A 16,655-nucleotide genomic window follows, 5' to 3' on the forward strand; every position below is an offset into this window, starting at 1 on the left:
TCTTCGGACGGTGCAGGGGCGGTAGGGGACCCTCGGCGGCGGGACTCTCCGCAGGGGATTCTCCCGCAGCGGGGTTCTCAGGCGGTGCGGCGGTCCACCAGCACCGGGCGCTCCGGCAGCGTGAGGTCGGCGCGCGAGCCGGCCGGCAGGGCGGCTGCGGCCTCGGTGGGCAGGTCGGCCTTGACCTCGGTGCCGTCGTCCAGGCGGACGGTGAGCCGGGTGACGGCGCCCAGGAAGGACGCGGTGATCACCAGTGCCGGGCCGTTCTCGGACGGGGTGAGGGTGACGTTCTCCGGGCGGACCAGCACCTGCAGGTCGCCGTCGGCCGGGATCCCGCCGTCCACCGCGTGGCGGCGGCCGAGCACCTCGACGCCGTCCGAGGTGCGGGTGCACGGGATGCGGCTCATGGTGCCGACGAACTCGGCGACGAAGGCGGTGGCCGGCCGCCCGTACAGTTCCGACGGGGTGGCGCACTGCTCCAGCTTGCCGGCGCGCAGCACCGCGACCCGGTCGGCCATCGACAGCGCCTCCTCCTGGTCGTGGGTGACGAACAGGGTGGTGATGCCCAACTCCTGCTGCAGGCGCCGGATCTCCTCGCGCAGCTGGAGGCGGACCTTGGCGTCCAGCGCGGACAGCGGCTCGTCCAGCAGCAGCACGCGCGGCTGCAGGGCGAGCGCGCGGGCGAGCGCGATGCGCTGCTGCTGGCCGCCGGACATCTGGTGCGGGTAGTGGCCGGCGCGGTGCGGCAGGCCGACCAGCTCCAGCAACTCCTCGGCGCGCTTGCGGCGTTCGGCCTTGCCGGTGCCGCGCATCCGCAGGCCGAAGGCGATGTTGTCCAGCGCGGTCAGGTGCGGGAAGAGGCTGTAGGACTGGAACACCATGCCCGCGTCGCGCTTGTGCGCCGGGATCGAGGTGATGTCCTGGCCGTCGACCAGGACCTCGCCCGAGTCGTGCTGCTCGAAGCCGGCCAGGATGCGCAGCGCGGTGGTCTTGCCGCAGCCGGACGGGCCGAGCAGGGCGACCAGCTCACCGGGGTGGACGGTCAGGTCGAGGCCGTCGAGGGCGGTGGTGGCACCGAAGGCGCGGCGCAGCGAGCGGAACTCGACGGTGGCGCTGCCGGGGGCGAGCGCGACGCCGGTGACGGGGGCGGTGGCCGTGGTCATGACTGGTGACTCCTGGAAAGCGGGGGGTGGTTCAGGACCGGGCGGTCTTGCGGCCGCGGCCGACGGCGGACATCAGCAGCAGGACGAGCCAGACGATCAGCAGGCTGAGCATCGAGACCGCGACGGACATCTGGCCGTCGCTCTTGCCGTTGGAGTTGATCCACACCGAGAAGGGGGCGAAGCCGAGGATCGAGGCGGTGGTGAACTCGCCGAGCACCAGGGCGACGGTGAGCACGGCGGCGTTCAGCAGCGAGCTGCGCAGGTTGGGCAGGACGACGGTGAACACCGCGCGCAGCCAGCCGGCCCCGCAGTTGCGGGCGGCCTCGACCAGGGTGACCACGTCCACGCCGCGCAGGCCGGCGTCGATCGCCCGGTAGGCGAACGGCAGCGCCATCAGCACGTACGCGATGACCAGGACGATCGGGAACTTCGGGTCCTGGATGGCCACGATGGTCTGGAAGAACGGGGTGTCCTGCAGGTAGTCCGGGCCCCAGCGCAGCACGCCGATGATGCCGGTGGTGAGCGCGACGACCGGGACGACCAGCGGCATCGAGCACATCACCTCGATCACCGGGCCCAGCTTGGGTGCGCCGAGCCGGGCGGCGAGCACCGCCGGGACGAGCAGGAGCAGCAGCACCGCGACGGTGACGGCGGCCAGTTCGAGGCTGAGCACCAGGCTGTCGGTGAAGCCCGGGGCGTTCAGCAGCTCGGTGTAGGCGCGGAAGGTGGTGCCGCCCTTGTTGTCGTCGATGCTGAACCACAGCGAGGCGGCCATCGGCACCGCGAAGTAGACCCCGCAGAGCAGCAGGACCAGGCCGCGGCCGAAACGGATGCGATCGATCAGGCGAGCCACTTGGCACTCCGGCGCTGAAGGGGCAGGTACAGGGCCATCACCAGGCAGGCGACCACGATCATGTCGAGGCCGAGGGCGAGGGCGAGGTTGCCCTGGCCGACCAGGACGTTGCCGGACAGCGCGTCGCCGATCTGCATCGAGATCAGCGGCACCGAACTGCCCACCATGGCCTCGGCGGTGGCGTACGCGGCGAAGGAGGCGCCGAACAGCAGCACGAAGCCGCCGAGCAGCGAGGGCAGCAGGACGGGCAGTGCCACGTGCCGCCAGTACTGCAGCGAGGTGGCGCCGTTGTTGTACGCGGCCTCGCGCCACTGGGCCTTGAGGCCCTCCAGGGCCGGGGTGATGGTGATGACCATCAGCGGGACCAGGAAGTAGAGGTAGACCACCGACAGGCCGGAGAAGGTGTAGAGGCTCCAGCCGTGCTTGGTCAGACCGAGCTTCTTGGTGACCTCACCGGAGTTGCCGAGGGTGGCGACGAACATGAAGGCCAGCGGGACGCCGCCGAAGTTGGCGAGCACGCCGGAGGCGGACATCACGGCCTCGCGGAAGGCCCGGAACCGGGAGGTCGCCACGGCCTGGGCCAGCGGCAGACCGACCACGGTGGCGATCAGCGCGGTCAGCAGGGAGAGCTTCACGCTGCCCCACAGGGCCGTCCAGTACGCGCCCTGGAGGGAGCCGGTGAGGTTGTCGGTGGTGAAGGTGCCGCCGCCGTCGGGCGCGTCCGAGGAGGTGGTGAACGCGCCGATGGCGATCGCGACGGCCGGCAGGCCGAAGCCGATCACGAAGAAGAGCAGCAGGGGGAGGGCGGCGAGCCAGGCGCGGCTGCCGCCGGCCCGGCGCTTGGCCGGGCGGGGGGCCCGGGCGGACGCCGCGGTGGCGGCGGTGGCCGGGGCCGGGGTGGGGGAAGCGGTTCCGGCGGCGTCGCCTCCGCCGCTGTGAGCGGCGGAGGCGGTGGCCGGCACCGGGGTGGGAGCCGTGGTCATCTCAGGTCAGCCCGCGATCGCCTTGGCCCAGTTCTCGGTCACGACCTTCTTGGCCGCGTCCGTCTGGTCCTGGGTCGGGAAGGTGGTGAAGGGCTTCTCGACGTTCGGGAGCTTGGCGGCGCCGGCAGTGTCCAGGGTGCCGGCGGCCTTCATCGAGTCGAACAGGGCGGGGGTGGCGTAGCCGCCGAGGAAGCCGTTCTGGCCCTGGGCGCTGTAGAGGTACTCCTCCCACAGGCGCGCGGCGGCCGGGTGCGGGGCGTCCTTGTTGATCGCCTGGTTGTAGTACTGGGCGTAGGAGCCGTCCGAGGGGATGGCCACCTGCCAGTCGATGCCCTTGTCCTTGAACTTGTCGCTGTAGCCGGCGTTCAGGTACGACCAGTCGATGCTGATCGGGGTCTCGCCCTTCTCGATGGTCGCCGGGGTGACCTCGACCGGGTTGAAGTTGCCGGCCTGCTTGACCTTGCCGAAGAAGTCGATGCCGGGCTGGATGTTGTCCAGCGAACCGCCGTTGGCGAGCGCGGCCGCGTAGACGGCGCCGAAGGCGGCACCGGCCTTGGTCGGGTTGCCGTTCAGGGCGACCATGCCCTTGTAGTCGGGCTTCAGCAGGTCGGCGAAGGTCTTCGGGCAGACGGACACCTTCTTGGCGTCGCAGCCGATCGACATGTAGCCGCCGTAGTCGTTGTAGCTCAGACCGTTGGCGTCCTTCATGGTGGCCGGGATCTTGTCGAAGTCGGTCACCTTGTAGGGGGCCAGCAGGCCCTGCTTGCCGGCGCTGATCGCGAAGGCGGAGCCCAGGTCGACGACGTCGGGGGCACGGTCCTGGCCCTTGCGGGAGGTGATCGCGTTGATCTCGTCCTGGCTGGAGCCGTCCGGGTTCTCGTCCTCGATCTCGATGCCGTACTTGGCCTTGAAGTCGTCCATCAGCTTGCCGTAGTTCGCCCAGTCGCGCGGCAGCGTGATGGCGTGCAGCTTGCCCTCCTTCTTGGCGGCGGCGACCAGGGCGTCCATGCCACCGAAGTCGGCGACGGAGGTGGCGGTCTTGGCGCTCTTGCCGCCCGAGAGGTCGTTGCTGCCGGCCTTGGCGGACGACGAGCCGGCGGAACCGCAGGCGGTGAGGGACAGCGCGGCGGCGGTCAGGACGGCCGCGAAGGCGGCGGTGCGGGCGCGGTGCACGGACACGGGTCAGTCTCCTGAGAAGGGGGAACTGCAAGCGGGTGTCTTGATCGGGGGATCGAGCGAGTGGTGGTTCGGAGCCGTCCGAGGTGAGTTCGGATCCGTCCGAGTTGACTAGCCAACTTCGCTGACGGGGGTAAGTACGCCGGAGTCCGGTGACGGGAAGGTGAACGGACGGCTCAGAACCGGGGTCGGCTGTGGGAACGGTGGAATCCGGCCATCGGAGCGTGATCCGTTCGGTGCGATGCTCTGAATGCGCAGCGGGATAAGGTCGGGCTGTCCGCGCCGGTACGGCTGCGCAGGACACCGCCCCAGGAGGGACATTGACTGACGTGGCAGTAGAGCCCGGGCGCCCCGCCGAGCGCGCTGCCGGCGCCCTGTACCGCAAGGTCGCCGCCGATCTGCGCGAGGCCATCACCACCGGCGCGTACGGCGAGGCGGGCCGGCTGCCCGCCGAGGGCGCGCTGGCCGAGCAGTACGGGGTCTCCCGCGGCACCGTCCGCCAGGCGCTCGCCGTGCTGCGTTCGGACGGGCTGGTCACCTCCCGCCGCGGCACCCGGCGGGTGGTGCTCGGGGGCGCCCGGGTGCAGAGCTTCTCCGAACTGCTCAGCTTCACGCACTGGGCGTACTCGATGGGCGAGGAGCCCGGCGGCATCCTGGACTCGCTGGTGCGCCGCCCGGCCGACGCCGCCGAGCGCGAGCAGCTGCGCCTGGAACCGGGCGCCGAGGTGTATGTGACGGTCCGGCTGCGCACGCTCTCCGGCACGCCGGTGATGGTCGAGCGCACCATCTACCCGCCGCGGGTCGGCGAGATCGTCGCCGAGCTGCCGCCGGACGTGGTCTCGCACACCGAGGTGCTGCGTGAGCACGGCATCCTGTTCACCGACGCGGACCACACCATCGACATCGTCGCGGCCAACGCGGAGGACGCCCGGTTGCTCGGCTGCCGCCGGGGCGGCCCGCTGCTGCGCGAGCGGCGGCGGACGACGGACCCGACCGGGACGCCGGTGGAGTGGTCCCAGGACCGCTACCTGCCCGGGACGGTGGCCTTCAGCGTGCACAACTCGCTGGCCACGTCGGCGCTTTCGCGGCACGCCCGGGAGATGGACTGAGCTCCCGGGCGTCCCGGCCGCGCTAGCGCATGAGCGCGGCCAGCAGCGGGCGGTAGTGCTCGAAGTCCGGCGTCCTCGCGCCGGCCTCCTTCGCCTGCTCGTCCCAGCGCCGAACCGCCACCGCATCCTCGGCGCCCGGGAGTTCGGCGAAGGCGGCGGCCTCGCGCTCGTCCATCGGGCCGCCCTGGACCTGCAGGGTGTACTCGGAGGCCTCGGAGAGCCGGGCGCGGTAGTCGGGCTCGACCGCGCACAGGTAGCGCTTGGCGGCCACGTGCAGCCGGACCGGCTCGGTGGCCTCCGGGCCGAACCAGCGGGCCAGCCAGTCGGCGCCCGTGTCGCTGTGCCGGTTGTCCTGCCCTCGCATCAGGTCCCGTCCGTGCAGGGCGCCCCGGAAGTGACCCACGTCGTGCAGCAGCGCGGCGGCGACCAGGTGGTCCGGCGCCCCGGCCGCCTCGGCCGCGGCGGCGGCCTGCAGCATGTGCTCGGCCATGGTCACGGCCTCGCCCAGGTACTCCCCGGCCCCCTCGCCCGCGAACAACTCGGCGATCCCGTCCAGGGCGGCGGTGCGGCGGTGCAGCACGGCGAGGGTGCTCGACAGCGAGTCGAGGTCGGCGTAGCAGCCCTGGAGGTGGCGTCGGCCGTCCTGCTCGAAGGCCGTACGGGCGTGCAGCAGGCGGGTGTTGTCGAAGGCCAGGCAGTCACCGGGGTTGAGGCGGAAGGTGAGCTGGAGCTCGGGGCGCAGGGTGATCGCGGCGAAGCGGCGGTAGGCGGCGTAGAAGGCCTCCGGATTGTTCCCTCGTAGGGTGCCGATCGAGCGGTTGTTGAAGCGCACCTCGCGGATCCGGCCGAGCGGGTCCACGTCGATCAGCGGTCGGTCCGCGCGCAGTTCGGTGCGGCGGTCGCGGAAGACGAAGGGGACGGGGGTGCGGGTGAGCACCGCGAAGTCCTCGGGGGCCTCCTCACGGAGGATCGCCGCCGCCTTGAAGCCGTCCACCAGGCCGGAGTCGCCGCCGGTCGCCGAGTTCTCCAGGCAGTGCAGCAGCTGGAGGGTCGGCACCGGGTCCCGGTACGGGTTGTCGGTGTGCGGGGCGATGGCTCTGTCCGTGAACGCGAGGTTGTTCGGGTCCGGCTCGACCCGGACGTCGAACAGCTCCCCGTAGTTGGTGACCCGGACGTAGCCGAAGCTCTCGGCCACCCGGAGGACCTGCCGCTCCACGGTCGGCACCCCGCGCAGCACGGCGAAGCCGCTGCGCCGGACGGCTGCGAGGACGGCGGCCTGCTCGGCGGGGTCGGTCAGGTACACCGCCCAGTCGGCCTCGGGGACGCCGCGCGCGAAGTCGGCGGCCACCCACAGCTGCTTGCCCTGCTCGGTGCGTCCGTCGTCCTCGGCCTCCTCGTGCAGCCAGGCGAGCGGGTAGCGGGAGCGGTGCCCGTCCGACCAGAGCACCTCCAGGTTCCCGTCGAGCTCCTTGCTCGCCGCGATGGTGAGGTCCGGCGACAGGTCGTCGATCTGGAACAGCTTCTGGCCGTTGTGTGGGTCCCGGCACTCGGCGCACGGGCAGTTGTCGCGCAGCCAGTAGGGCGGCGGTTGCTCGGTCATGGGTCTCCTCCTCGGCGTCCAGCCAGGGTGGAGTTGTATAGCCAACTTCACCCGCTGGGCCGGAGCCTGCCGGTCCCCGGTGAGTTCCGTATGCCCGTCGGATGAACGTCCGGGGAACTGTCCGTCGAGACCGCCGTCAAATCCCTTGCGCCCGCAGCCCTGACCTGCTCGGATATGCCGGTGCTCGATCAAGATCAAACCCCGGCCGACGACGTCCTGGTGGACATGACTCCCGTCGCCCCGATCCCGACCCTGCCCCCGCCGCCGGGCTCGCGCCGTCGGCTCTGGCTGACCCTGGCCGCCTGCGGGGTCGCCGCCGTCATCGCCCTCGCGGTCGCCTTCGCCCACGACACGGCCGACTTCGGTGCGTACCGCTACAGCCCGCCGAAGGAGTTCCTGGGGCTTCCGATCGTCCCCGCAGAGCGGATCCCCAAGGCGTCGCCGCTCCCCGCTGGTGCGAAGGTCAGCGGCTACCAGACCGAGGACAAGTCGCGCTCCGTCGTCCTCACCGTTCGCGAGCTGCCTATCATCTCGCCTTCGGCCGTGATCGACTCCGTGGTCACCCAAGCGACCACCCGCTGGCACGTCGAGGGCCTGCGCACCGTCGAACCGGGCGAACGCGGCGGCGTCATGAAGTGCGGCCACATCACCGACATGATGAAGAAGGCCGGGAAGCCCCAGGACGTCGCCTTCTGCGTCTGGGTCGACGGCAGCATGTGGGCTGTCTACATCGAGCACGGCGAAGACATCACGCTCGACACGGACGTCCTGGCCAACGACGCCCGCAAGTTCCGTCATCTCGCCGAGGTGCCGTCCTGACCTCCCCGGCGGGTCACGCGAGATCCAGCACCATGACATCGTGCTCGGCCGCGCCCTCCCACGGGATCGCCGCGCCCACCCGTCGGTAGCCCCACGCCCGGTAGGCGGCCTGCGCCGCCGTCGCCTCCGGGCGGCTGTTCAACATCACACGCTGGTTCTCCAGCCCGTCCACGAGCGCGCGGTGCATCTCGGTGGCGACGCCCCGCCTGCGCCAGGCGGGGCGTACGGCCAGCTCGAACAGGCCGAACGTCCGCTTCCCGTCCTCGCGGCGAAGCTCCTCGGGCACGGGCTCAGCGAGGGTGTCCCACCAGCCCGTGCCTGCGGCCAGTGGGTAGCCGTAGGCCATGCCCACCACCGTCTCGCCGTCGACCGCGACCGCCGCCCGGAATCCCCGCCGCCGCACCTGCGTTCGGAAGCGGCGGAACGCCCGTTCCACGTCGGGCGGGCCATCCCCGTACGGCGGCTCCGCGAAAGCCTCGGCGAACACCGCCTTCAGCTGTTCTTCCAGGCCCGCCGTTTGTCCGCCGTCCAAGACCCTGACCGTCACCGTCACGCCGCCTTTCCTTTCTTCGCTGTCACTCCGGCGTCCCGCAGGCGCTCCACGAAATCGCGTGCTGCGGCCGTGTCGATTCGAGCGGCAGAGGATGCCACTGTCCGCAGCCGCTCAATCAGTCGAGCGGACGTCATGTCCTGGGCCGCGTCGGCGCTTGCGCACCCCTCTGCACAGGCCTCCTCCACCTCGCCGGCTTTCATGAGGACCTCTGCCAGACGCGCTCGGTACAGCGCTGCGTTACGGCTGTACGTCGGTCCGAGCCGGTTCACGGCGGATCGCAGGAACGGGATCGCGTGGACAGGGCGACCAGTCTCCACGTGCCACGCCGCAGTGGCGTAGTCAACCTCAACCTGGCTGGCGAAGGCTGTCCACCGGGGCGCGTCGGTGTCCTTGTCGGACCGGTCGTGCCAGGTCAGTGCGAGCGAGAGCGCGCGACGAGCGGCCGCGTGATCCCCGGCGGACGATAAGGCCCGCGCGAGTCGCAACGCCACGACCAATCTCGTCCGGGGGCCTCCCTGTGACTGCGCCAGCTCCCCGGAAGCGGTGGCTGCCGCTACCGCTTCCCATGGACGTCGCTGCTCAACGGCAAGCATGGACAACTTGTCCAGGGCCCTCACCTCCAGCAGCGGATCGCCGACCAGCCGTGCCGAAGCCAGCGCCTCGGTGCAGGCCGCCCGGGCTTGCGCCGGGCGGCCTGCGTCGAACTCGATCCAGCCTAGGTGGGAGTGCAATGTGCCGGACAGGGTGTGCAACTCCCGCCCGACCCGTTCAAGGTACGACCCTTCTGTCATCGCCTTCTCGACCTGCCGCAGTACGTGCAAGGCCGCCTTCTGTGCGACCTTTCCGCCTTGGGAATGATCGATGGCGTACAGGCCGGACCCCTGCGACTGCAGGAGTTGTACATCCGAAGCCCCGATCCGTCGCCCCCGAACGGCCGGAAGGGCGGTGGCGCCCAGAATTGCGCCCACATCCACGACGAACTGTCGACGATCCACGTCCTCATGGTGCCCGCTCGTTGGGCCGTTGTGCGTCCTGGTCGCTGGGACGTCGAATCCGAGCTCGATGAGTGGAACGCCTAACATCGCCTCGATCACTGCCTGTTGACCCGGATGAGGCAACGGCGGATTCGGCGACTCCCAGCGGCGGAGCTGGCGGACACTCACCGCCGCATCAATGGCCATGCTTTTCGCCATCTTCGAAAACGCGCCGACAAAGGATTCCTGGGTGTGACCGGCGGCCTTTCGGAGGTCGGCCAGCGATCGCGCAGTCAAAGCACCCCTCTCGCACAGAGTCCAACGCCAGTAACACTCTGCCAGCAATCGGGGTCGACTGGGTGCCGAGCGACTCAAACGTCCGGTGAAACGTCCGGTTGCTCAGCGTCCACAGACCATCGGCAGACGGTGAACTGGAAACGGCCCCACCTCCGAGCTGCCGAACCGTCCGAGGGAGCGAACTGTGTCCGTCGCCGTCGAAACGCTGTCCCGTGTGATGGCTCCGGCCACTGCCCGGCTTCACTATCGGCCGGAGTCGGCGAGCGTGGCGCGCCGACTGGTGCGACTCAAGCTCGCGGACTGGGAGTTGCCCGACCTGGCCGACGACGCCGAGCTGATTGTGTCCGAGCTGGTCGGGAACGCGGTCAAGACGGGCTGCCTCACCTTCATGACGGTCAGAATCCGCCGGGTCACGGCCCAGATCGTACGGATCTCGGTGCGAGACGGCTCCCGCACCATGCCGGTCCTCATCGAGGCGGGCGAAGACGAGGAGTGCCATCGCGGCCTCGCTCTGGTCAACAAGCTCACACGCGGCCAATGGGGCGTGACGCCGGACGAGTTCGGCAAGACGGTGCACGCCGACCTCCACGTGCCGCCTGGCTGACCGCCCGTCCCGCTCTCCCTGGGTGGCCTCAGATTCCTCCCCCAAGGAGGGGGAGGTAGCACCAACCGAATCAACGAGGAGATCTCCATGAACAAGCGCATCGGCTTCAATCCCACGTCGCACCCCGACCTCGACTGGTCGGTGGCCCGCGACTCCCACCTGGACGACAAGGTGGAGTGCGCGGCGCTCGCCGCGATGCCGAACGGCCTCGTCGCGCTGGCCAACATCAACAATGCGAACGCGGTGGTCGAGCTGACCCCGGGTGAGCTGCGGAAGCTCAAGGGCGCGCTCGTCGCCGGCCAGTACGACCACCTGCTGGGCTGACCGCCCGCAACCCCATGCGGCGGCCATCCTGCCGCGCAGGGTGGCCGCCGCACTCCACACCGAATCAAGGAGAACTGCACCATGACGACCTCACTGCACCGCCTCGTCGCCGATCCGGAGGCTTTCCGTAAGGCGTGGCCGGACTCCCCGACCGTGTACGACAAGGACGCCGACGACCTGAGGCTGCTTGCCAGCCGCCAGGCGGCCCGTGAGATCCTCGCCGACCCGGACCTGCGCCCTGGAGGCTTCGGGATGGTCCGCGACGGTGTTCTGACGGCTGAACGTCCCGATGCCGATCACCCCACCGACACCTTGGTTCTCAACGGGCTGCACCGGTCGTGGCCGCCACTGGTGACGTTCTGCAAGGCCCTTTCCACCCAACTTGGCCACCCCGTCACCGGGAACGTCTACCTCACACCGGCCGGCCGGGCCAAGGGCTTCGGCTGGCACTGGGACTGCCACCATGTCTTCATCGCGCAGGCCGAGGGCGCGAAGCGGTGGCGCATGTTCAAGCCGGTGTTCGTCAACCCGCTGGAACACCACAACTGGTCGAAGATCGGGTTCGATCCGGCAGACAGGGTCCGGTTCGAGGATGACACCCCGGACTTCGAAGTCACTCTGCGGGCTGGGCAGGTGCTGTTCATTCCCCGAGGGTGGGTCCACGCGGGGCGGAGCACCGAGAGCGAGCACAGCCTTCACATCACCCTTGGCGTACAACTCCTCACGGTACACTGGGCCTTGAGGAAGCTGCTGGAGCTCGGTGAGGAAACCGAGGAACTGCGTGCCGCGCTGCCGCCGGATCTCGGAGGCCAGGACTTCCTGGACCTTTCCGCACAGCTGTGGGCGCTGTTCGTGGAGTGGGTGACCAAGCAACCTGCGGAGCCGCCTGCGCTGCGGCTCCGGTCCGCGCAGCGGCTGTCGGTTCTCAATCAGGAACCGAAGTAGGGCAACGGGCTAACCTCGGAGCGATGTCGAGCTGGAGGATCAGTACGTGGTCTTTCCCGAGGACGAATCGCCCGCGGAGTGGTATGCCGCCCGGGCTGACCGGGACCGTCCGCAGGGAACACGGGATGCGCTGGTGCTCGCTCCCGAGGATCGGCAGGGGTTGCATCCGTTCCAGGACGTCCCGCGGCTGGTGGTCGAGTGGGACGGGCGTGCCTGGCGGCCGGTGGCGGTAGCCGCGGACTTCTCGGAGGCGTATCCGCTGATCATGCGGCGCGATGGGGAGCTGATCGAGCCGCAGGACGACACGCCGGTGGCGTTGCTGCGAAGGGGGACCGGGCGGCACCGCAGGCCTCTTCCGCCGTCTGGCTGACAGGGGTGGGCCGGAGCGCGTTTCGGCGTGGGGGAGTCCCGGGTGCTACGGCACTGTCGGGGGGATTCCCCCCGAGGTGAGAGGCGCTGTGCCATGGCCCGTCCCGATACCACGACCCCGCCCTCCCAAGGGCACACCGGGCTCAAACGCGAGGTCGGCCTCGTCGGGCTGCTGTGGGCCTCGGTCGGGGCGATCATCGGCTCCGGCTGGCTGTTCGGGGCACAGAAGGCGGCGGTGGCGGCCGGGCCGGCGGCGTTGTTGTCCTGGGGCATCGGCGCGGTGGCGATCATCATGCTGGCGATGATCCATGCCGAGCTGGGTGGGCTGTTCCCGGTGGCGGGCGGTACGGCGCGGTATCCGCACTACGCGTTCGGCGGGTTCGCGGGGATGTCGTTCGGGTGGTTCACCTGGCTGCAGGCCGCGACCATCGCGCCGATCGAGGTGCAGGCGATGATCAACTACGCCCGGCACTGGACGTGGGCGGACGGCCTCCTGAACGAGGACCTGACGCTGACCGCGGCGGGTTTCGTGGTCGCGGCCGTGCTGCTCGGGGTGTTCGTCGCGATCAACTTCCTGGGGGTGAGGCTCCTCGCCCACACCAACAGCGTGGCCACCGTATGGAAGGTCGCCGTCCCGATCCTGACCATCTTCGCGCTCGGGTTCACCGAGTTCCACGTTTCCAACTTCACCGTCCACGGCTTCGCGGCGCACAAGGCCAAAGGCGTGCTGGCGGCCATCAGCACCAGCGGGGTGATCTTCGCGCTGCTGGGCTTCGAGCAGGCCATCCAGTGGGCTGGTGAGAGCCGCAACCCCCGCCGGGACATCCCCCGGGCCGTCCTCGGGTCGGTGGTGATCGGCACGATCGTCTACGTGATGCTCCAGGTGGTGTTCATCGGCGCCCTGCCGCCGTCGACCTTCGCGGGCGGCTGGGACAAGCTCGACTACCCCGGCATCAGCGGCCCGTTCGCGGGCCTCGCGACCCTGATCGGCCTCGGCTGGCTGGCGACGATCCTCTTCATCGACGCGGTGATCTCGCCGGCCGGCACCGGGCTGGTCTACATCACCTCCAGCTCCCGGGTCACCTACGGCCTGAGCCGCAACGGCTACGCGCCGCAGGCCCTGCAGTACACCGACCGCAACTCGGTGCCCTGGCTCGGCCTGGTCATCGCCTGGGTGGCCGGCGTGCTCTGCTTCCTGCCCTTCCCGAGCTGGCAGCGGCTGGTCGGCTTCATCACCTCGGCCGTCGTGCTGATGTACGCGGGCGCGCCGCTGGCCTTCGGGGTGCTGCGCAAGCGGCTGCCGGGGATGCAGCGCTCGTACCACCTGCCCGGCGGCACGATCATCTCCCCGCTGACCTTCGCGGTGTCGAGCCTGATCATCTACTGGGCCGGCTGGGACACCCTGTGGCGGCTGGGGCTGGCGATCGTCATCGGGTACGTGCTGCTCGGCGGGTACTGCGCGTACGCCTCGTCGAAGGGGGTGCCGAACGCGCCGCGGATGGACTTCAAGGCGGGGCAGTGGCTGCCGGTCTACCTGGTCGGGATGGGGATCACCTCCTGGCAGGGCACCTTCGGCGAGGGCTCGACGGGGAACCTGCCGCTGTGGTGGGACATCGTGGTCGTGGTGCTGTTCTCGCTGGTCATCTACTACTGGGCGCTGGCGGTCGCGCTGCCGGCCGAGGAGATCGAGCGGAACATCCGCGGCGTCGAGGCGGTGGACGCGGGCGGGCACTGAGCCGCTCGGGACACAGCGGCCCCCGGGGATTGCTCCCCGGGGGCCGCTCGGCGTTTCCCAGGGCGTTGTCCGACGATTCGCGCGCCCGCCGGGAATCGTCGGACACGCCTCATGCTCCGACGGTTGCTCGCCAGGCGGTCTCGGCGGCCGCCAGGGCCGGCTCGGCGTCGGCCTTCGTGGCCGTGGCGAGGGCGGCGAGGCAGGCGCCGACGGTCTCCAGCGAGGCCGCCGGGCCGTAGTGGTTGACCCGCAGCATCTCCGCGGCCAGGGCGCCGCCGCCGGGCTGGACCGGCAGGGCCGGGTCGAGGGCGGCGGCGAGCTCGGCGGCGTGCAGACCGGCCGGGGTGCGCAGGGTGGTGGCGACCGGGGCCGCGTGGGCGTCCTCGTGGACGTACGGGGTGAGGGTGCCCAGGGCGCGGACGCCGGCCCGGGTGGCGGCGGAGGCGGCGCGGTGCCGGGCGATCACGGCGGGCAGCCCGTCGGCGGCGATCCGGTCCAGGCAGGCACCGAGCGCCAGCATCTCCAACTGGGCGGGGGCGTGCGGGAGTACGGCGCGACCGGCGTCGGTCCAGCGCTCCTTCCAGTCCAGGAGGGAGAGGTAGGAGCGGCGCGGGGCGGCCGGGTTGGCGGCGATCCGCTCCCAGGCGCGCTCGGAGACGGAGACGGCGGAGACCCCGGCCGGGCCGCCCATCGCCTTCTGGCCGCCGATGACGCACAGGTCGATGCCCCACGCGTCGGTGAGCAGCGGCTCGGCGGCGACCGAGGCGACCGCGTCGAGCATCAGCAGCGCGCCGTGCTCGCGGACCACGGCGGCGATCTCGGCGACCGGGTTGGTGTTGCCGGTGGCGGCCTCGGCGTGCACCAGGGAGACGAAGTCGATCCCCGGGGCGGCGTCCAGGGCCGCGGCCACCTGCGCGGCGCTCACCGCGCTGTCGAAGGGCACGGCGAGGTCGACGACCTCGGCCCCGCAGGAGCGCAGCCAGGTGCCGAAGGTCTGCCCGTACGGGCCGGTGACGATGTTGAGCGCGGTGGAGCCCGGGTGCGCGGCCCCGCGGATGGCGGCTTCCAGTGGGAGGAGCGCCTCGCCCTGGGTGACGATCACGTCGGCCTCGGTGTGCAGCAGCGCGGCCACCTGGTCCTCGATCGCCGCGAACCCGGCGGCGCTGAGCGGGGGGAGGTCGAGGAAGGGACTCACGGTTCGAAAGCCTTTCGCGCGCGGGGTGGTGGGTGCGGAAACGAGTCTGCCGCATTCTCACTGCTTACAGGGAACGCCCCCGTCGGTAGAGTGCGGCCATGAGCGATGGCGCGGTGCTGCACGTCCGGGGTCGGGTGCTGGTCGGTCCGGAGGAGGTCCGGGACGAGCTCTGGGTGGTGGACGGCCGGGTGAGCTTCACCCGCCCGCCGACCGCCGGGGACGTCCGGTCGGTGACCGGTTTCGTGCTGCCCGGCCTGGTGGACGCGCACTGCCACGTCGGACTGGACGCGCACGGCGCGGTGGACGCCGAGACCAGCGAGAAGCAGGCGCTCACCGACCGCGATGCCGGCACCCTGCTGATCCGCGACGCCGGCTCGGCCGCCGACACCCGCTGGATCGACGAGCGCGAGGACCTGCCCCGGATCATCCGCGCCGGGCGGCACATCGCCCGCACCCGCCGCTACATCCGCAACTACGCGCACGAGATCGAGCCCGGCGACCTCGCCGCCTACGTCCGGGCCGAGGCCCGGCGCGGCGACGGCTGGGTGAAGCTGGTCGGCGACTGGATCGACCGCGATCGCGGCGACCTCGCCGCCTGCTGGCCCGGCGACGCGCTGGCCGAGGCGATCGCGGCGGCGCACGAGGAGGGCGCGCGGGTCACCGCGCACTGCTTCGCGGCCGAGTCGCTGCCGGACCTGCTGGCGGCCGGGATCGACTGCGTCGAGCACGCCACCGGGTTGACCGAGGAGCTGATCCCGGCCTTCGCCGAGCGCGGGGTCGCGATCGTCCCGACGCTGGTCAACATCGCCACCTTCCCGGAGCTGGCGGCCGGCGGGGAGCGGAAGTTCCCGGCCTGGGCGGGGCACATGCGGCGGCTGCACGAGCGCCGGTACGACATGGTGGGCGCCGCGCACGACGCGGGCGTCCCGGTGTTCGTCGGCACGGACGCGGGCGGCTCGCTCGCGCACGGGCTGGTCGCGGACGAGGTGGCGGAGCTGGTGAAGGCGGGGCTGAGCCCGGCCGAGGCGCTGTCGGCGGCGAGTTGGGGCGCGCGGGCGTGGCTGGGGCGGCCGGGGCTGGAGGAGGGCGCTCCGGCGGACTTCGTGGTGTACGAGGAGGACCCCCGGGCGGACGTCCGGGTGCTGGCGGACCCGCGGCTGGTGGTGCTGCGGGGGCGGCCGGTGGGGTGATGATCGGCGGTGACGCTCTGTCGGTATCGGCCGATAGGGTGACGACCATGGCACCGCGTCCACTGAATGAGATCGTCGAGCCCGGTTGGGCCACCGCCCTGGAGCCCGTTGCCGGGCAGATCGCCGCCATGGGCGACTTCCTGCGCGCCGAGCTGGCGGCCGGCCGCACTTACCTGCCGGCCGGGCCGAACGTGCTGCGTGCGTTCCAGCAGCCGATCGCCGACGTCCGCGTACTGATCGTCGGGCAGGACCCGTATCCGACGCCCGGTCACGCTGTCGGCCTGAGCTTCTCGGTGGCGCCCGAGGTCCGTCCGATCCCGCCGAGCCTGATCAACATCTTCCGGGAGTACGGCACCGACCTCGGCCTGCCGCAGCCGTCCAACGGGGACCTCACGCCCTGGACGAAGCAGGGCGTGCTGCTGCTGAACCGGGCGCTGACCACCCAGCCGCGCAACCCCAGGGCCCACAAGGGCAAGGGCTGGGAGGCGGTCACCGAGCAGGCGATCCGGGCGCTGGTGGCGCGCGGCGGCCCGATGGTGGCGATCCTCTGGGGGAGCGACGCCCGCAACCTGCGCCCCTTGTTGGGCAGTATCCCGACGGTCGAGTCGGTCCACCCGAGCCCGATGTCGGCCGACCGCGGCTTCTTCGGCTCCCGGCCGTTCAGCCGGGCGAACGAGCTGCTGGTGCAGCAGGGGGCGCAGCCGGTGGACTGGCGGCTGCCGTAGCAGAGTCGAGTCGGCGCGGAACGCCAATCTCACTCCAACGG

17 protein-coding genes are annotated in these 16,655 nt (G+C 71.1%); 9 read left to right on the top strand and 8 right to left on the bottom strand.

The features are described from left to right. Positions 1-77: 77 nt before the first annotated feature. From ABZW30_RS20890 to ABZW30_RS20905, 4 genes are read right to left on the bottom strand one after another with little or no spacing between them, the layout of a single operon-like run. Positions 78-1,163: an ABC transporter ATP-binding protein gene (locus tag ABZW30_RS20890; protein WP_355672620.1), complete on the bottom strand. Its 1,086-nt coding sequence runs from the start codon at positions 1,161-1,163 to the stop codon at positions 78-80. Between the two features lie 31 nt (positions 1,164-1,194). Continuing rightward, positions 1,195-2,016: an ABC transporter permease subunit gene (locus tag ABZW30_RS20895; RefSeq protein WP_355672621.1), complete on the bottom strand. Its 822-nt coding sequence runs from the start codon at positions 2,014-2,016 to the stop codon at positions 1,195-1,197. Further along, positions 2,004-2,999 carry an ABC transporter permease subunit gene (locus tag ABZW30_RS20900; RefSeq protein WP_355672622.1) on the bottom strand — a complete coding sequence of 332 codons (996 nt, stop codon included), beginning with the start codon at positions 2,997-2,999 and terminating at the stop codon, positions 2,004-2,006. The genes ABZW30_RS20895 and ABZW30_RS20900 overlap by 13 nt, the downstream gene beginning before the upstream one ends. 6 nt (positions 3,000-3,005) lie before the next feature. Continuing rightward, positions 3,006-4,178 carry an ABC transporter substrate-binding protein gene (locus tag ABZW30_RS20905; protein WP_355672623.1) on the bottom strand — a complete coding sequence of 391 codons (1,173 nt, stop codon included), beginning with the start codon at positions 4,176-4,178 and terminating at the stop codon, positions 3,006-3,008. A gap of 326 nt (positions 4,179-4,504) precedes the next feature. On the opposite strand from ABZW30_RS20905, the gene ABZW30_RS20910 reads away from it, so the two are divergent. Beyond that, positions 4,505-5,284 carry a GntR family transcriptional regulator gene (locus ABZW30_RS20910; RefSeq protein WP_355672624.1) on the top strand — a complete coding sequence of 260 codons (780 nt, stop codon included), beginning with the start codon at positions 4,505-4,507 and terminating at the stop codon, positions 5,282-5,284. Between the two features lie 22 nt (positions 5,285-5,306). On the opposite strand, the gene ABZW30_RS20915 is transcribed toward ABZW30_RS20910, so the two are convergent. After that, complete coding sequence (locus tag ABZW30_RS20915) at positions 5,307-6,884, bottom strand: phosphonate degradation HD-domain oxygenase (RefSeq protein WP_355672625.1); 1,578 nt, start codon at positions 6,882-6,884, stop codon at positions 5,307-5,309. A gap of 180 nt (positions 6,885-7,064) precedes the next feature. On the opposite strand from ABZW30_RS20915, the gene ABZW30_RS20920 reads away from it, so the two are divergent. After that, complete coding sequence (locus ABZW30_RS20920) at positions 7,065-7,703, top strand: hypothetical protein (protein ID WP_355672626.1); 639 nt, start codon at positions 7,065-7,067, stop codon at positions 7,701-7,703. A gap of 13 nt (positions 7,704-7,716) precedes the next feature. Here ABZW30_RS20920 and ABZW30_RS20925 read toward each other — a convergent pair whose 3' ends face one another. Together ABZW30_RS20925 and ABZW30_RS20930 are read right to left on the bottom strand one after the other, a co-directional pair. Continuing rightward, the gene (locus ABZW30_RS20925) at positions 7,717-8,256 is read right to left on the bottom strand and encodes a GNAT family N-acetyltransferase (protein ID WP_355672627.1); all 540 of its coding nucleotides are present in this window, start codon (positions 8,254-8,256) and stop codon (positions 7,717-7,719) included. Beyond that, positions 8,253-9,527 carry a hypothetical protein gene (locus ABZW30_RS20930; RefSeq protein WP_355672628.1) on the bottom strand — a complete coding sequence of 425 codons (1,275 nt, stop codon included), beginning with the start codon at positions 9,525-9,527 and terminating at the stop codon, positions 8,253-8,255. Before ABZW30_RS20930 ends, ABZW30_RS20925 begins: the two co-directional genes overlap by 4 nt. Positions 9,528-9,711: 184 nt before the next feature. On the opposite strand from ABZW30_RS20930, the gene ABZW30_RS20935 reads away from it, so the two are divergent. The 5 genes from ABZW30_RS20935 (at position 9,712) to ABZW30_RS20955 (ending at position 13,504) form a co-directional block, all read left to right on the top strand. Further along, positions 9,712-10,131 (top strand): ATP-binding protein, encoded by a 420-nt coding sequence (locus tag ABZW30_RS20935; RefSeq protein WP_355672629.1) that lies wholly within the window; start codon positions 9,712-9,714, stop codon positions 10,129-10,131. 87 nt (positions 10,132-10,218) lie between these two features. After that, a complete protein-coding gene (locus ABZW30_RS20940; protein ID WP_355672630.1) occupies positions 10,219-10,455 on the top strand; it encodes a hypothetical protein in 237 nt (78 codons plus the stop codon). Positions 10,456-10,536: 81 nt separating this feature from the next. Further along, positions 10,537-11,400: a cupin domain-containing protein gene (locus tag ABZW30_RS20945; protein ID WP_355672631.1), complete on the top strand. Its 864-nt coding sequence runs from the start codon at positions 10,537-10,539 to the stop codon at positions 11,398-11,400. Positions 11,401-11,446: 46 nt separating this feature from the next. Then, positions 11,447-11,770 (top strand): DUF6087 family protein, encoded by a 324-nt coding sequence (locus ABZW30_RS20950; protein ID WP_355672632.1) that lies wholly within the window; start codon positions 11,447-11,449, stop codon positions 11,768-11,770. A 93-nt stretch (positions 11,771-11,863) separates the two neighbouring features. Further along, entirely contained in the window at positions 11,864-13,504 is a 1,641-nt protein-coding gene (locus tag ABZW30_RS20955) for an APC family permease (RefSeq protein ID WP_355672633.1), read from the top strand. 109 nt (positions 13,505-13,613) lie between these two features. Here the strand turns inward: ABZW30_RS20955 and ABZW30_RS20960 are convergent, their stop codons facing one another. Then, positions 13,614-14,699, bottom strand: coding sequence for an aminotransferase class V-fold PLP-dependent enzyme (locus ABZW30_RS20960; protein WP_355672634.1), 1,086 nt, complete (start codon positions 14,697-14,699; stop codon positions 13,614-13,616). A gap of 98 nt (positions 14,700-14,797) precedes the next feature. Between ABZW30_RS20960 and ABZW30_RS20965 the strand changes: the two genes are divergently transcribed. Then, on the top strand, positions 14,798-15,889 hold the full coding sequence (locus tag ABZW30_RS20965) for an amidohydrolase family protein (RefSeq protein WP_355672635.1): 1,092 nt from the start codon (positions 14,798-14,800) through the stop codon (positions 15,887-15,889). A gap of 47 nt (positions 15,890-15,936) precedes the next feature. Next, positions 15,937-16,614 carry a uracil-DNA glycosylase gene (locus tag ABZW30_RS20970; protein WP_355672636.1) on the top strand — a complete coding sequence of 226 codons (678 nt, stop codon included), beginning with the start codon at positions 15,937-15,939 and terminating at the stop codon, positions 16,612-16,614. The last annotated feature ends 41 nt before the right edge of the window (positions 16,615-16,655 follow it).

The sequence above is a fragment of the Kitasatospora sp. NPDC004669 genome, assembly GCF_040609455.1.
Lineage (GTDB): Bacteria > Actinomycetota > Actinomycetes > Streptomycetales > Streptomycetaceae > Kitasatospora.

Excerpts from the sequence above, each read along its gene's own strand:
- ABZW30_RS20955 (WP_355672633.1), top strand. The coding sequence starts at position 11,864 with ATGGCCCGTCCCGATACCACGACCCCGCCCTCCCAAGGGCACACCGGG.
- ABZW30_RS20965 (WP_355672635.1), top strand. The coding sequence starts at position 14,798 with ATGAGCGATGGCGCGGTGCTGCACGTCCGGGGTCGGGTGCTGGTCGGT.
- ABZW30_RS20915 (WP_355672625.1), bottom strand. The coding sequence starts at position 6,884 with ATGACCGAGCAACCGCCGCCCTACTGGCTGCGCGACAACTGCCCGTGC.
- ABZW30_RS20890 (WP_355672620.1), bottom strand. The coding sequence starts at position 1,163 with ATGACCACGGCCACCGCCCCCGTCACCGGCGTCGCGCTCGCCCCCGGC.
- ABZW30_RS20900 (WP_355672622.1), bottom strand. The coding sequence starts at position 2,999 with ATGACCACGGCTCCCACCCCGGTGCCGGCCACCGCCTCCGCCGCTCAC.
- ABZW30_RS20940 (WP_355672630.1), top strand. The coding sequence starts at position 10,219 with ATGAACAAGCGCATCGGCTTCAATCCCACGTCGCACCCCGACCTCGAC.
- ABZW30_RS20970 (WP_355672636.1), top strand. The coding sequence starts at position 15,937 with ATGGCACCGCGTCCACTGAATGAGATCGTCGAGCCCGGTTGGGCCACC.
- ABZW30_RS20945 (WP_355672631.1), top strand. The coding sequence starts at position 10,537 with ATGACGACCTCACTGCACCGCCTCGTCGCCGATCCGGAGGCTTTCCGT.